Source organism: Pseudoalteromonas sp. NH0006-46 (genome assembly GCF_057547735.1).
The window spans coordinates 99636-113321 of record NZ_BAAJML010000003.1 but is presented as its reverse complement, the minus strand read 5'-3'; the positions used below and the strand labels follow the sequence as shown (position 1 = coordinate 113321).

18 protein-coding genes are annotated in these 13686 nt (G+C 37.9%); 12 read left to right on the top strand and 6 right to left on the bottom strand.

What is annotated here, in order from left to right; translation table 11 throughout:
- Nucleotides 1-64: 64 nt before the first annotated feature.
- Both AC27I2_RS08320 and AC27I2_RS08315 read right to left on the bottom strand, forming a co-directional pair.
- Complete coding sequence (locus AC27I2_RS08320; protein WP_487203970.1) at nucleotides 65-409, bottom strand: TonB family protein; 345 nt, start codon at nucleotides 407-409, stop codon at nucleotides 65-67.
- A 118-nt stretch (nucleotides 410-527) separates the two neighbouring features.
- Nucleotides 528-908: a hypothetical protein gene (locus AC27I2_RS08315; RefSeq protein WP_487203969.1), complete on the bottom strand. Its 381-nt coding sequence runs from the start codon at nucleotides 906-908 to the stop codon at nucleotides 528-530.
- Nucleotides 909-1258: 350 nt separating this feature from the next.
- Between AC27I2_RS08315 and AC27I2_RS08310 the strand changes: the two genes are divergently transcribed.
- A complete protein-coding gene (locus AC27I2_RS08310; protein WP_487203968.1) occupies nucleotides 1259-2521 on the top strand; it encodes an IS110 family RNA-guided transposase in 1263 nt (420 codons plus the stop codon).
- A gap of 19 nt (nucleotides 2522-2540) precedes the next feature.
- Here the strand turns inward: AC27I2_RS08310 and AC27I2_RS08305 are convergent, their stop codons facing one another.
- From AC27I2_RS08305 to trhA, 4 genes are all read right to left on the bottom strand, one after another.
- Nucleotides 2541-3131, bottom strand: a complete 591-nt coding sequence (locus AC27I2_RS08305) for a hypothetical protein (protein ID WP_487203967.1) — start codon at nucleotides 3129-3131, stop codon at nucleotides 2541-2543.
- An 86-nt stretch (nucleotides 3132-3217) separates the two neighbouring features.
- Nucleotides 3218-3640 carry a hypothetical protein gene (locus AC27I2_RS08300; RefSeq protein ID WP_487203966.1) on the bottom strand — a complete coding sequence of 141 codons (423 nt, stop codon included), beginning with the start codon at nucleotides 3638-3640 and terminating at the stop codon, nucleotides 3218-3220.
- A 103-nt stretch (nucleotides 3641-3743) separates the two neighbouring features.
- Nucleotides 3744-4070 (bottom strand): DUF7716 domain-containing protein, encoded by a 327-nt coding sequence (locus AC27I2_RS08295; RefSeq protein WP_271481420.1) that lies wholly within the window; start codon nucleotides 4068-4070, stop codon nucleotides 3744-3746.
- A gap of 254 nt (nucleotides 4071-4324) precedes the next feature.
- Nucleotides 4325-4954, bottom strand: coding sequence for a PAQR family membrane homeostasis protein TrhA (gene trhA / locus AC27I2_RS08290; protein ID WP_058405135.1), 630 nt, complete (start codon nucleotides 4952-4954; stop codon nucleotides 4325-4327).
- Nucleotides 4955-5105: 151 nt separating this feature from the next.
- Between trhA and AC27I2_RS08285 the strand changes: the two genes are divergently transcribed.
- From AC27I2_RS08285 to AC27I2_RS08235, 11 genes are all read left to right on the top strand, one after another.
- Nucleotides 5106-5438, top strand: coding sequence for a hypothetical protein (locus AC27I2_RS08285; protein WP_487203965.1), 333 nt, complete (start codon nucleotides 5106-5108; stop codon nucleotides 5436-5438).
- Between the two features lie 303 nt (nucleotides 5439-5741).
- Nucleotides 5742-6014, top strand: coding sequence for a hypothetical protein (locus AC27I2_RS08280; protein ID WP_487203964.1), 273 nt, complete (start codon nucleotides 5742-5744; stop codon nucleotides 6012-6014).
- Between the two features lie 235 nt (nucleotides 6015-6249).
- Entirely contained in the window at nucleotides 6250-6828 is a 579-nt protein-coding gene (locus tag AC27I2_RS08275) for an LON peptidase substrate-binding domain-containing protein (protein WP_171034603.1), read from the top strand.
- Nucleotides 6829-6895: 67 nt separating this feature from the next.
- Nucleotides 6896-7519, top strand: a complete 624-nt coding sequence (locus tag AC27I2_RS08270) for a sigma-70 family RNA polymerase sigma factor (protein WP_008129206.1) — start codon at nucleotides 6896-6898, stop codon at nucleotides 7517-7519.
- Nucleotides 7512-8192 carry a ChrR family anti-sigma-E factor gene (locus AC27I2_RS08265; protein ID WP_058405139.1) on the top strand — a complete coding sequence of 227 codons (681 nt, stop codon included), beginning with the start codon at nucleotides 7512-7514 and terminating at the stop codon, nucleotides 8190-8192. Before AC27I2_RS08270 ends, AC27I2_RS08265 begins: the two co-directional genes overlap by 8 nt.
- Nucleotides 8193-8200: 8 nt before the next feature.
- A complete protein-coding gene (locus AC27I2_RS08260; RefSeq protein ID WP_487203963.1) occupies nucleotides 8201-9154 on the top strand; it encodes a YbgA family protein in 954 nt (317 codons plus the stop codon).
- A complete protein-coding gene (gene phrB, locus AC27I2_RS08255) occupies nucleotides 9154-10548 on the top strand; it encodes a deoxyribodipyrimidine photo-lyase (protein ID WP_487203962.1) in 1395 nt (464 codons plus the stop codon). The genes AC27I2_RS08260 and phrB overlap by 1 nt, the downstream gene beginning before the upstream one ends.
- A 1-nt stretch (nucleotide 10549) precedes the next feature.
- The gene (locus tag AC27I2_RS08250) at nucleotides 10550-10978 is read left to right on the top strand and encodes a nuclear transport factor 2 family protein (RefSeq protein ID WP_058405142.1); all 429 of its coding nucleotides are present in this window, start codon (nucleotides 10550-10552) and stop codon (nucleotides 10976-10978) included.
- Nucleotides 10979-10980: 2 nt separating this feature from the next.
- Nucleotides 10981-11691, top strand: coding sequence for an SDR family NAD(P)-dependent oxidoreductase (locus AC27I2_RS08245; RefSeq protein WP_058405143.1), 711 nt, complete (start codon nucleotides 10981-10983; stop codon nucleotides 11689-11691).
- Entirely contained in the window at nucleotides 11688-12944 is a 1257-nt protein-coding gene (locus AC27I2_RS08240; RefSeq protein ID WP_138528960.1) for an NAD(P)/FAD-dependent oxidoreductase, read from the top strand. Before AC27I2_RS08245 ends, AC27I2_RS08240 begins: the two co-directional genes overlap by 4 nt.
- Nucleotides 12937-13665: a DUF1365 domain-containing protein gene (locus tag AC27I2_RS08235; protein WP_487203961.1), complete on the top strand. Its 729-nt coding sequence runs from the start codon at nucleotides 12937-12939 to the stop codon at nucleotides 13663-13665. Before AC27I2_RS08240 ends, AC27I2_RS08235 begins: the two co-directional genes overlap by 8 nt.
- Nucleotides 13666-13686: the final 21 nt, after the last annotated feature.

Sequence of the window (13686 nt, the reverse complement as noted above, 5' to 3'; positions counted from 1 at the left end):
TTTCGGATGACTGAAGAGTGCCATTTGCGGACACTTATAACCTTAGTCACTTGTTATAAGCCTATTACTCAAATTTCTCCGAATCGTATTTAAAAGTCACATCAAAGCAGCGTTCTGCATGCTTCGATGAGTTAAATTTCCACTTTTTTAACGCACGAAGTGATTGCCTATCAAAAATTCGTATTGGCTGAGAGCGAGTAATTTGGTGCTCAAAAACCTTGCCTTCGCTATTCACTGTTACCTTAAAATCAACGTAACCGACACCTAAGAATCTTTCAGAATGTATCGGCCATTGAGGGTTTACAGCTTCAATCAACGCAAATTTTTCACCTATGCACGAATCTACCTCATACATTTCGGTATTAACAAATGACACTAAGGTTGAGGCTAAAAATAATTCGATCATCATGGCTTATAACGTTTCACATATGGGGCGCAGGCTTGCTGGCTATACTTGCGCGAAGCGCTAGCCAGCGAGTATGCCTCCAATGAGCGAAGCGAATGAATATAATGTGTTTGTTATATTTTTACTCAAAATCAACCTCTAGTGTTACATACATGCTACATCCAGTACCGTAGCTAAAACTTAAATAATGCTGCTGAGAGTTTTTATGGTCTGTAACGAACCATACTTTAGTAACACCATCATCTTCGTATGTGCTTAACGTAACGAAAAAGGTTGGTTTTTCAAGATTGCTCACGAATAGTGAGACTGAATCAAAGCGTTGACCATCAATACTTTTTGGCAACTCTGCAATTACGTCGTATGCACCACTGTTCAAAGTGGTTTCTACTTTGAAAAGATTACCGTATTTTATATTCCACTCTTCCGCCTGCGCTTCTGTATGAAAGCAAGTTGTTGAATTGGCCAAACAACTAAAAAAACACAATGCAAAGATAGCTCTCAATGTTCAATCCCTAGAAAAATATAACGCTTTAATAATAGGCAGAAAATTATAGGCTACACTGCCGCCCCGCGGAAAGCCTATGATTTTATGTCCTTATTGATTAACTTATAGTTCGACCAAGCCACTTAATTTAAAAGTAACTGACTATTATATTAAGTGGAATATGCTTCTGTTGGTTACGAATATTGAATGACGAACATCCAATGTTTTTAACAAGACGTTCGAGCCAACAGAGCACCTCGATTTCAAAACGCATACTCAGGGATTGCCAGCCAAGACTATCTATAAGATCTGCGAGAAACGAGATTTAAGCACATTCCGTCCTTAACTTTAACCGTAGGTGCTATAAAATGAAAGCATATAACGTTGATAATTTTGCTGCACTCATTGGCATTGATTGGGCCGATAAAAAACATGATATTTGTGAGCATCCAGCAAGCACTAATAAATATCATTACACCGTTGTTAAACACAGACCTGAAGCGTTGCATGAATGGGCTATGGATATTAAACAGCGTTATCCAGACCAGAAAATAGCGATCGTTTGCGAACTTAAAAAAGGCCCGCTTATTTATGCATTAGCTAAATACGACCACCTTACTTTATTCACTGTTAATCCTTGTGCTGTTGCTAAATATCGCCAGGCTTTTACGCCCAGTGGCGCAAAAGATGACCCATCAGATGCCTTTCTGCAAGTTGAAATTCTTAAGTTACACATGGATAAGCTCTCTGTCATTGAGCCCGAGTCAGCAGCTATGCGAACGCTGTCTCAGCTTGTTGAATATCGCCGAAGTTTAGTGCAAGACAGTGTCGATTTATCCAATAAAATAACGGCGACATTAAAGAATTATTACCCGCAGGCACTTGAATGGTTTAAAGAAAAGGACACGTATATATTCTGCGACTTCATTCAGAAATGGCCATCGCTCACTGCGATTAAAAAAGCAAGAAAACAGACCTTACTCGACTTTTTTGAGAGTCATAATTCACACTATTGCACGGTTAATAATGCACGACTAGACAGTATTAAAAATGCGATGCCATTAACTCTGGACGAAGGAGTAATTGTACCTAGTCAAATGCTCGTTGAAGTGCTTATCACGCAATTTAAAGTGTTATTAAAGGGCATTGAAAAGCTCCATAAAGCAATAAAATCGGCTTATAAAGCCCAGCAGGATAAAAAGATATTTGATAGATTACCCGGCGCAGGGCCACAACTCGCCCCACGTTTACTTGTTGCTTTTGGGAGTAATCGTGCGCGTTACAATGATGCTGCAGAACTTCAAAAGTACGCTGGTATAGCGCCTGTTATTGAGCGCAGTGGTCAAAAAATGTGGACGCATTGTCGTTATAGTTGCCCCACTTTTTTAAGGCAAACATTTGTAGAATGGGCAGGCTTTTCTATTCGTTATTCATTTTGGGCTAAAGCGTATTATGAGCAACAAAAAGCCAAGGGTAAGCCGCATAATAGCATTATTAGATCACTGGCATTTAAATGGATAAGGATTGTATTTAGGTGTTGGAAAACGAATACACCCTACGATGAATCGACATATTTAGCAGCATTGAAACGCAGAGGCTCACCACTTTTAAAATTTGCAATTAATAGCTAAATTTTACTAGTCGTCCACCTCAGGGCGTGTTGTTAGTTGCGAATTCTTGAGCATGTTTTTTAGCTTTAAATGGTATAGATATTATAAAGAAAAACAACATTAAGAAAATCATTGAGATAATACCAACTATATAATACAAACCCGTTTCGATCATGAAAACCATACCCGGAAAGTCAACGCTGAGAAACTCATAAATATTTTTATTGTTATCGATAATAAAAATATTTAGCCACTTAGCAAAAAGAAAAAACGAATAACTGATAGATATTGATATTACCGAAAATATACTAGAGCGAAATAAGTTAACTTTAGCACCAAGTTCCTTTACGAATATATTTAGCCAAATTAAAGCAGCTAAACTTGCACTTAGAAATAGAGAACCAATACCTCCAATTGTAACCATGGAAATAAGCCAAACCTGTTTGGTTAATTCCCAAAACTCGAAACTAAGAAATTGCTCTTCATTTGAAAAGTAAAAATAATATCCACCAAAATAAAGAAAATAAAAGAGCAATGCTATGGGGAAAATCTTTAGATTTTCTCTGTGCTCTTTTTTAGCTATTTCAGCGTGCTCTCTGTTTCGTTCAGCAAGTTTCTGTAATGGATCCATATAGCAACTAACGCCCCAATTTTCGGCGTTTGTGAGTGTTTTGGTACGAAGTACCTGCGAGTAAACGTCCTAGCAACATTGGCTTGTTAGGTGACGTTTTGATTAAAACTGAGTAAAAACTCACTAATTTCAGTCCTTAATGATAAATCCGAAGTTTGTTTAGATGCTTCGTTGGCAGTATCAATATAAATTTTAACCGCATCATTTTGCCCTAAATCTAAATACAACTCTGCAAGACTAAGCGAGATAGAAGCAATATATTCTAACTGTTCGCTATTATTTGCCAAATCCAATGCTTTTAAATAGAGATTAATCGCTTCAGATTTGTCCGAAGTAAAATCTGCCAGTGTTTCCCACTGAAAAGCATGATCTAAAAGAGTGCCTTCATGTTTTTCGCACACTTCTCTGAGTTGATTATAAGAAGCCCAATATGACTGATTACTATCTGTATTGGTCATTTCTAAAGCCATATCGAGAACAAACTCATAGTGTGGCGGTTTAAACTTCAAGGGAGGCACCTAACGCCGCCATAATCCGCGAGTGAATGCTGCACGTTTTTGCGGTTCTTCTGCAAAAAAAGTGCGGCGTTTGCGAGTCGGTTTGATGGCTTTGTTAGCTGTCAACGCTGATGAAAGCATCGTTCTTAAAATAGTAATTGATCGCGTTTAGAAAGTCAGCCAAGTTAAAGTCAGATTGTTGCTTTTTCAAGTTCTCCTTCACATCTTGAGCAGCAGCAACACTCAAGAAGGGGACGTAGCCAGCATCTCTAGGGTATATTGGCTCACCGTCATCGTCTCGTTCATCCTCAGCATCGTCATCTATAACAAGAAACGCGCTATTTTCAGCCGCACAATCGATAGGCGATATGTATAAATCAAAAGTCCAATCAAGTTGATCTATATTTTTAAGAAGCTCAGATGCACTGAGATTTAAACGCATACTATACCTCTGAAATGACAGCTAACATGTTTATAGCGAGCGAATCGCGCGTTTTTCTTCCACATTGTCGCTCGTTTGCTTGAATAACTCATTTGTAACAAACTTCTTAACTATTTGCCAGTACAACTAAAATACAGTCGTTCAGGTTTTTACGTCAGGATAAAAACGAGCGATTGGGTCGTTTTCCTGACTATGCAAGCCCTATACCTTGACGTAATTGAAAAGTAACGGTTGACGACAGCTCTAAGCTGCCATTAATAAACATAGTTACTTATTGAAATGTAATGGCAAACACAGCCTGCTATTACGAATAAGTGCCAAATGGCGTGGCTAAACTGAGTGGTTTTTGCGCTATAAAATAATGTGCCGGCACTATAAAAAACGCCGCCAGCGAGTAACCAGTAAAGTGCTTTTATATTAACGCTTGAATACAGCGGGTAAATAATGGCTAATGCAAACCATCCCATGAGTAAGTAAGTGGCAAGGGATATTTTTTTATTGCCATTTTTAACAAGTATTTTGTACGCAACACCCGCAATAGCAACACTCCATATAAAAGTGAGTGTTCCCCATGACCAAGCCCCTGAAAGTGAGAGCAATAAAAAAGGAGTGTAGGTGCCAGCAATAAGTAAATAAATGGCGCAGTGGTCACACTTTTTATATAAGGCACGTAAACGTGGTTGGACGCTGGCGTGGTATAGGGTTGATGATAAAAAGAGTATAAACAAGGTACTACCGTATATTGCAGTACTTATATAGGCTTTGGGATTTGTAGCTTGACTAAATAGATCCCACATAACAAACACGGCAAAAATAATACCCAGAGCATGGCTTATAACATTGAGCTGTTCTTCTTTACGAGAATAAGGGGCGTCGAGTGACATTACTGCTCCTACCACTATTTAATTAGCGTTTAGTGTACAAGTGTACGCTGAAATTTTCAATCACTGTACAAGTTAAACCTTTTTCTTGATTTTAAACAAAAATAATTCACTATGGGTTGGCCTATTTTCAACATAACTCAAGTTAAAAGCCATGAAAGCAAATTTAAAAGCCGCATTACTAACAGCCATTATTTATCCAGGGGCTGGGCACTTTTCGTTAAAAAAGCATTTAATAGGTGCAATATTTGCTGGTGTGTTTTCGGTATTATTAATTTTAACTATGAAGGATATTTTTGCCGTTGCACAATGCACAGCCAATGAAATTGTGGCAGGGAAAATACCTATGACTATTACCTCTATATTTGGTGCCGCAAAAGAGCCGTCACAAGCATGTGCAAAACTTGCAGAATACAAATACTTACCACTTATGATTGTGATTTGGGTGCTGAGTATGGTTGATGCCTTTCGTTTAGGTAAAAAGTAAGCCTAAGCCTATTAGTCTTTTTATATTCACTGATCTTATTATTTCAAAACCATTATTTATGGTTGCGTGTTTTTAATAATGCTTTTGCGAATCTATCAAACTGAGCATACCCACTATTTATTTTAACTAAAAAGTGGCTAAAAAATAAATATACGTGGTTAAATTAACCTCTCCTGAATTTTTATAAATTACCTAGCTTATAAAATAATTATATATATCAATAATTTAAACTTTATTTTCATCTTGGCACAACCCTTGAGTATATAACTACGTCTAAACAATACACCAACAAGGAATACCATTATGAAACATTCAATTAAAATCGCTGTGGCTAGTTTATTAGTATTAGGTTCTTCGCAAGTAAACGCGACAGAAGTTGACCTAGATGTAACTGATATTTTAACAAGCAGTGTGACAAGCTACATTAAGCAAACCACCATAGAGCTTGAAAAATCTATAAAAGATACCCTTTATTTTGATACAAAACTAACACTTGAATCGTTAATTGAGCCTGCTGACATAGTCAGTAATGAAGTAGCTGAAAGTACGAATCCAGCAGTAAAAACCGCAAAATAAGCAACTTAAAGGAATAAGACGATGAGTACCGAACTTGGATTATTTGCACTTATGTTAGCACCTGTAGTGAGTATTATAACTGCGTATGTATCTGTACAAGCATTAAAGAGCATGGGCGGGTGGCTTAATATTTAACCAGTTAAGTATATTGCAATTAATTCGATTTAGTTAAAGCTGATCGACTTAGTAAAAACGCACGTAAATAAAGGCAGTGTTATTGATAGAAGTAGACTTTATGAAACGTGCGATTTTCCCATTACCCATTTTTATTTTACCTGAAGGTTACACGCGTTTGCGTATTTTTGAGCCTCGTTATTTAAATATGGTTAAAACCGCATTAAAAAATAGCACGGGCTTTGTACTATGCACGTTTGAGCACGACACACCTTTTAATATAAGCGCCCAAGGCTGTTTGGTTGACATAATCGATTTTGACCAAGACGACAATGACGTGCTGCTTATTGATGTTTTTGCGTCTAAAAGCGTTCAAATTAACGATGTTTACCAAGACGAAGAAGAACTCCGTCATGGTTTAATATCTGACTGCAAAACGCCTTATTGGTATAACGAAACAAACACTGCTGTTGCGGAGCATTTTTTGCTACATGATGCGTTGCGCAATGTGTTTTATGGCAACCCTGAATTAAACCTACTTTATAAAACAACTAATTTTAACAATCTAGCGTGGATAGCCGCACGTTGGCTTGAGCTATTGCCTATTTCGATCGAGAAAAAACAACAACTTGCGTTCGAAACTAACTTTGATAACTTACTCAATTTCCTCCATACTGTGATTAATAACGAATTTGCCTAAATAATGTGATCCCATACAATTTATTGTACGTACTACTCATATCAAAACAATAATGGGATTAATTACTATGGTAAGTCAACAACAGTCAACTCGTTGTGAACCTAATACAGGTAAGTATACTGCCATGCCAGAAACGCCTAGTTCTGAACTTATGCAAGCATTACTTTCGGTTGCACAAGACCGCGATAAAAAAGCATTTGCCTATTTATTTGAATATTTTTCACCAAAAATTAAGCGCTTTGGAATAAAGCAGTTTGGTGTTGAAGCACAAGCGATGGAGCTTGTGCAAGAAACATTAACGTCAGTTTGGCGTAAAGCGCATTTATATAATAGCGATAAAGGTGCTGCGACTACGTGGGTTTACACAGTAATGCGTAATGCCTCGTTTGATATGCTCCGCAAAATGAAAAGTAACAAAGAAGAAAACATTAGCGAAGATATATGGCCTTTAATTAACGATTCTGAAGACACAAATCACGAATACACTGACCATTTAGAAGACAAACAGATTAAACGCTACCTTGACAAATTGCCTATCGCACAACGCGAAGTTGTTCGTGGGGTTTATTTTCAAGATATGTCGCAAGAGCAATTAGCTCAACAACTTAATATTCCAGTAGGCACGGTAAAATCACGATTACGTTTAGCCTTGCAGAAATTACGTAATGAAATGGGAGATCAGCATGATTAAACATCACCCGAGTGAAACACTACTTACAGAGTATTGTTCAGCGTCGTTAAGTGCCTCTTTGAGCCTTGCAGTTTCGATACATGTAGACATGTGTCCTGTTTGCCAAGAAAAGGTAGCAAAAATAGAAGCAAGCAATGCAGATGCGTTGTTTAGTGAAGACACCGAATCTTTTGAGCAACCGATTAATAACCAATCTCAATTGCTTGAAGAATTTGATATGAACGTGCTTGACCTAATCACTGCTGATGATTCTATAGATGAAGTGTATGAGGTAGAACCTGTTAAAGTAAGTGTTAATGAGCATAACTACCAATTGCCTCGCGCATTGTCGCGTATTTCACACAGCAAATTTACCCAAGTTGGCAAATTAGCTCGCTCACGCGTTGCACTAGACGATGGTGCGCTACGCTCAAGTTTGCTACATATAGACGCTGGCGGTGAAATTCCTGAACATACTCATACAGGTTTTGAAATAACCCTGTTACTAGACGGTGAGTTTTGTGATGAAGACGGACACTACGTACCAGGTGACTTTATTTGGCAAGATGGCAGCCACCAACATACGCCAATAACAAAAGATGGGTGTTTATGCTTTACAGTTGTGAGCAGTGCGCTACATTTTAATAAAGGGCTAAGTAAGTTACTAAATCCAATTGGTAATTTAATCTACTAAGAGATTACATGCAAAAAACTACAATAAAAATAGGTATAAGCGCCTGCTTAGCAGGCGAAAAAGTTAGATTTGATACAGGTCACAAAAGGTCAAACTTTTGTATGGACGAACTTGCAAAGCATGTTGAATATACACGCTTTTGTCCTGAGGTTGCGGTTGGCTTACCAATACCTCGACCTACAATTCGCCAAGTTCGAGTTGGTGACACTATTAAAGTTTGCCGTCCTGACGGCTCAGGCGACGTTGGTCCGCAGTTAACTGAATACGGTAAAAAGGTAGCGACTGAGCAGGCTAAAGAGTTGAGTGGTTTTGTATTTTGCGCCAAAAGTCCAAGTTGCGGCATGGAGCGTATAAAAATATACAATGAGGCTGGTACAGGTAACACCTCGGAGGGCGTTGGTTTTTTTGCCGAACAAATTATGAAGCATAATCCGCTGTTACCTTGCGAGGAAAATGGCAGATTGAACGATATGCACTTACGTGAAAACTTTGTAATGCGCGTATATGTTTTAAATAGCTGGCAGCAGCTTGTAAAAGAGCCACTAAGTGTTCACCACCTAACTCAATTTCATGCCAAGCATAAGTATTTATTAATGGCTCACAACTATCAAGCGTATCGAGAACTTGGTAAATTGCTTGGAACTTATACAGGTGACGACATAAATACGTTGGCTGATGAATACATTTTAGGCTTAATGACAGGGCTTAAAAAACCTGCATCACGCCGTAATAATTGCAACACATTAATGCACTTACAAGGTTACTTTAAAAAAGACTTAGCTAAGGTTGAAAAACAAGAACTGCGTGAAGCAATAGACGAGTATCGCTCTGGTTTAGTGCCGCTTTATGTACCTCTTACTTTACTTAAGCACCACCTAAAAGTTCACCCTAAAGAGTACCTAGAAAAACAGGTATTTTTTAATCCCTATCCTCATGACTTAAAACTACGATTTGGTATTTAATGAATACATTATTTTGGTTTAGGCGCGATTTGCGCCTTTTTTCGAATGAAGCGTTAATAGAAGCGCTAAATAATGGCGCTAAACACGCCATTTTTTTTGTTTGCGAAAAGCAGTGGCAACAGCACCAAGCAGCGCCCATACAAATTGATTTATTTAAGCGACGTGTTGCTTATTTACAAGACCAACTTGCCAATTATGGTATAACGCTTCATGTAATTAATGCCCCTAGTTTCGACGACTGTGAAACTGAATTACTTTCGTTTTGTGAAACTAACAACATTGAGCACATTATTGCTAATACAGAATACGAATTAAACGAAGTTAATCGCGACAAGGCCGTTCTAGCACAGTGTGACAAACGTTCTATTACTTTTACGTTATATGAAGGGGATTTAATTGCGCCTGTTGGTAGCGTTAAAAACCAAAGTAATGAAATGTATAAAGTATTCACACCATTTAAACGCGCATGGTTAAAGCAATATCAAGACACCCACTTTAGCTTGGCGCGATGGCCACTAGAGCAAAATCCTATAAAAATTGAAAAAAGCCAGTACCTTGAAAGCGATGGTAGCTCGGATAAATGGCCCGTTAATGATGAAACACTTTTAACCGTTGTTGATAATTTTATTTGCGATAAGTTAACAAGCTATGACGACCAGCGTGACATCCCCAGTGTTAAAGGCACATCAGGTTTAAGCCCATATTTAGCTTTAGGTATAGTTAGCCCAAAACAATTATTGATTAATATACAGCAACGTTACCCCGACATACTCACCACATCAAAAAGTAAAACATTTACGTGGGTTAACGAGCTAATTTGGCGAGAGTTTTACAGGCACCTTATTGCAGAGTACCCGAAGCTTTCGCGTGGCGAAAACTTTAACGAGAAATATAATCCGGTTGTATGGCGCAAAAACGAAAAAGAGTTTAAAGCATGGACCGAAGGGCGTACGGGTTACCCATTAGTAGATGCAGCCATGTTACAACTAAAGCAAACTGGATGGATGCATAACCGTTTACGAATGGTAGTAGCCAGTTTTTTAACCAAACACTTATTAATTGACTGGCGTGAGGGTGAGCGATTTTTTATGCAGCACCTTATTGATGGTGATTTAGCCTCAAATAATGGTGGCTGGCAATGGGCTGCAAGTACAGGCTGTGATGCGCAACCGTATTTTAGAATTTTTAACCCTATTACCCAAAGTGAGCGATTTGATCCGACAGGTAAGTTTATACGTAAGTATTTGCCTGAGCTTGAAAATGTGCCAGATAAACACATTCATTTCCCACATACTTACTTAGCTGCAACAGGCAAAGGAAGTGAATGTTATTGGCCAGCAATTGTTGATCACAAAGCTGCACGTGAACGTGCGCTCGCTGCATTTAAGGTATGATATGGATAACCAGTTACCAGTAGATAAATTTGTTGATATTTACCAGCAACTCAATAGTTCTAACTTGGATTTATTAAGTGATATTTATGCCGACAACATTCAATTTATTGATCCAATGCACGAAATTAACGGCATAGTAAGTTTGCGAGACTATTTTGCAAATTTATATAGTAACGTTAAGCACTGTCAGTTTGATATTACAGATTCGTTTGGTATTAATAACAATGCATTTGTCTATTGGACAATGCATTATTCACATCCCAAGCTGGCCTCTGGCAAAACCATATCTGTGCAGGGGCATAGCAAATTAATTTTTGATAATGAAAAAATTATTAAGCACCGTGATTACTTCAATGTCGGCGAACTACTCTACAAACACATCCCTATATTAGGCAGTGTGGTTAATTACATTGATAAAAGGGCGGGTTAATTATGGTTACCTTAATAACAGGCGCAACGTCAGGTATTGGCGAGCAATTAGCAATTAAATATGCACAAATGGGTGACACTGTTATTGCATGTGGCCGTAATACAGAAAAATTAGCGGAGCTTTCAAAACATAAAAATATTGAAAGTTGTAAGTTTGATGCAACAAGCCTAAAAGATATTAAAGAAGCAACGATTGGGTACCCGCACTTTGACCGCGTTATTCTAAATGCGGGCAATTGTGAATACATAGACGATGCGAAAAACTTTGACAGTGCCCTGTTTGAACGAGTAATTAATGCCAATTTACTGTCGGTAGGCTTTTGCCTAGAGGCGTTGCTCCCCAAAGTTAAAAGTGGCGGCCAGTTAGTTATTGTTAGTTCAAGCGTTACATACTTACCGTTACCACGCTCTGAGGCTTATGGTGCGTCTAAAGCGGGCGTGAGTTATTTAGCTAAAAGCCTAGCCGTTGATTTGACCGATATAGATGTTACGTTAGTTCATCCTGGATTTGTTAAAACACCTCTAACAGAAAAAAATGATTTTCCTATGCCTATGGCAGTGACCGCTGAAGAAGCGGCTGATTATATGATCAAAGGAATAAACAAGCGACGTAAAGAAGTACATTTTCCGTATCGTTTTACGCTTATATTAAAAGCATTGCGGATATTGCCTTTACCGCTTTGGCTTAAAATAGCAAAAGGATTAACCCGTTGAAAAAAATAGCAATAATTGGAACTGGTGTATCAGGTTTAACCTGTGGGCATTTGCTTCACAAACACTACGATGTAACTTTATTTGAAAAAAACGATTATATTGGCGGGCACACTGCGACAGTTGACGTAGCTGTTAAGGGCGTTAATTACGCAGTGGATACCGGCTTTATTGTTTTTAATAACAGAACCTACCCTTACTTTGAAAAGCTACTTGCTCGCATTGGCATAAAAAAGCAAGAAACCCAAATGAGTTTCAGTGTTCATAATGAGGCAACAGGCTTTGAGTACAATGGCCATACCTTCACCAGTTTGTTTGCACAAAGAAGAAATATTTTTAGGCCTAAATTTTGGCGCTTGTTATCTGACATAGTTAAATTTAACAAACTATGTAAAGCCATACACGAAAAAGGCGAATACCAACAATCTCAAACATTGGGCCAGCTTCTTAATGAGAATCAGTTTAATGACTTTTTTAAGTATCATTATATCCTACCCATGGGCGCAGCTATTTGGTCAACCAGTATTAAGGAAATGGAAAATGTAGGTGTAGAGTTTTTTGTAAAATTTTTCTTTAATCATGGCCTTTTAGATATTACAAATAGACCTCAGTGGTATGTTGTGCCGGGCGGTTCACGCGAATACATTAACCCATTAATAAAAGGGTTCGCTGATAAAATAAAGCTTAACACTGATATCAAATCGGTAATTCGTGCAAATGACCAAGTAACCATTGAACTTACCAATGGTGAGCAGCATATATTTGATAAGGTGGTTTTTGCTTGCCACTCAGATCAAGCACTAAAATTACTTAGTGATGCAACAAGCCAAGAAAAATCTGTACTTGGTGCAATTCCTTATACTGAAAATTCAGTAGTGCTTCACACAGATACAAATTTACTACCTGACAGAAAAGCTGCTTGGGCTAGTTGGAACTATTTATTGAACAATAACACCGACAAAGCAGCTGTTGTTACTTATCAAATGAACATATTGCAAGGTATTCAATCAGACACTCAGTTTTGTGTTACGTTAAACCACCTTGAAGGGATAGATAAAAGCAAAATATTGCGTGAATTCACTTATCATCATCCTGTTTTCAACAAAGAATCCATTGCTGCGCAAGGTCTTAAACAAACTATCGATGGCCAAAATAATAGTTATTTTTGTGGTGCCTATTGGTACAACGGCTTTCATGAAGATGGTGTTCGCAGCGGTGTAGATGTGGCAAGGCAGTTAGGGGTTGAGTTTGACTAGTGCTGTTTATTTAGGCGATGTTAAGCATCGCCGTTTTGCTGTTAAGACTCATCATTTTAGTAATCCACTGTATATGATGTGGGTTGACCTCAATAACCCTGAACAATTGAATAATAAGCATAAATGGTTAGGTACGTCTGGTTCAAAAGCATTAAAGTTTAATGAATCAGACTATTTTGTTAATAGTCCCCACAATAATGATGCTTCAATCATTGAACGTGCAAATCATCAGTTATTATCGCTCGGTGTAACAGAGACTTTTAGCCATGTTTACATGCTTGGACAGCTTCGTTGCTTTGGTATTTACTTTAGCCCAGTAAACTTCTTTTTTTATGGTAATAGTGACTGTGAATTTAAGTACATGGTCGCTGAGGTTAGTAATACACCATGGAATGAGCGACACTACTACTTGATACCTCTAGAGAAAAAAGTGAACTTTAAAAAAGTATTTTCCGTATCACCCTTTATGAATCTTGATATGAACTATCATTGGACAATCAGGTTAACGCAAGATAAAACATTGATTCATATTGAAAATAAGCGGGATGGTGAGTTGCTATTTGATGCCACTCTTCGATTAACCCGCAAAGAACTGACTGAAAAAGAAATGAGTCAGTTGTTAAAGCGTTTCCCAGCAATGACGTGGACAATATTTAAAGGTATTTATTACCAAGCGTTAAAGCTATTTATAAAAAGAGTGCCTTTTTTAGGCCATTCTTAAAAGTCACAAATTACATGTAAG

Excerpts from the sequence above, each read along its gene's own strand:
- AC27I2_RS08270 (WP_008129206.1), top strand. The coding sequence starts at position 6,896 with ATGGTAAGTCAACAACAGTCAACTCGTTGTGAACCTAATACAGGTAAG.
- trhA (WP_058405135.1), bottom strand. The coding sequence starts at position 4,954 with ATGTCACTCGACGCCCCTTATTCTCGTAAAGAAGAACAGCTCAATGTT.
- AC27I2_RS08305 (WP_487203967.1), bottom strand. The coding sequence starts at position 3,131 with ATGGATCCATTACAGAAACTTGCTGAACGAAACAGAGAGCACGCTGAA.
- AC27I2_RS08260 (WP_487203963.1), top strand. The coding sequence starts at position 8,201 with ATGCAAAAAACTACAATAAAAATAGGTATAAGCGCCTGCTTAGCAGGC.
- AC27I2_RS08320 (WP_487203970.1), bottom strand. The coding sequence starts at position 409 with ATGATGATCGAATTATTTTTAGCCTCAACCTTAGTGTCATTTGTTAAT.
- AC27I2_RS08295 (WP_271481420.1), bottom strand. The coding sequence starts at position 4,070 with ATGCGTTTAAATCTCAGTGCATCTGAGCTTCTTAAAAATATAGATCAA.
- phrB (WP_487203962.1), top strand. The coding sequence starts at position 9,154 with ATGAATACATTATTTTGGTTTAGGCGCGATTTGCGCCTTTTTTCGAAT.
- AC27I2_RS08280 (WP_487203964.1), top strand. The coding sequence starts at position 5,742 with ATGAAACATTCAATTAAAATCGCTGTGGCTAGTTTATTAGTATTAGGT.
- AC27I2_RS08285 (WP_487203965.1), top strand. The coding sequence starts at position 5,106 with ATGAAAGCAAATTTAAAAGCCGCATTACTAACAGCCATTATTTATCCA.
- AC27I2_RS08265 (WP_058405139.1), top strand. The coding sequence starts at position 7,512 with ATGATTAAACATCACCCGAGTGAAACACTACTTACAGAGTATTGTTCA.
- AC27I2_RS08275 (WP_171034603.1), top strand. The coding sequence starts at position 6,250 with ATGAAACGTGCGATTTTCCCATTACCCATTTTTATTTTACCTGAAGGT.
- AC27I2_RS08245 (WP_058405143.1), top strand. The coding sequence starts at position 10,981 with ATGGTTACCTTAATAACAGGCGCAACGTCAGGTATTGGCGAGCAATTA.
- AC27I2_RS08310 (WP_487203968.1), top strand. The coding sequence starts at position 1,259 with ATGAAAGCATATAACGTTGATAATTTTGCTGCACTCATTGGCATTGAT.
- AC27I2_RS08250 (WP_058405142.1), top strand. The coding sequence starts at position 10,550 with ATGGATAACCAGTTACCAGTAGATAAATTTGTTGATATTTACCAGCAA.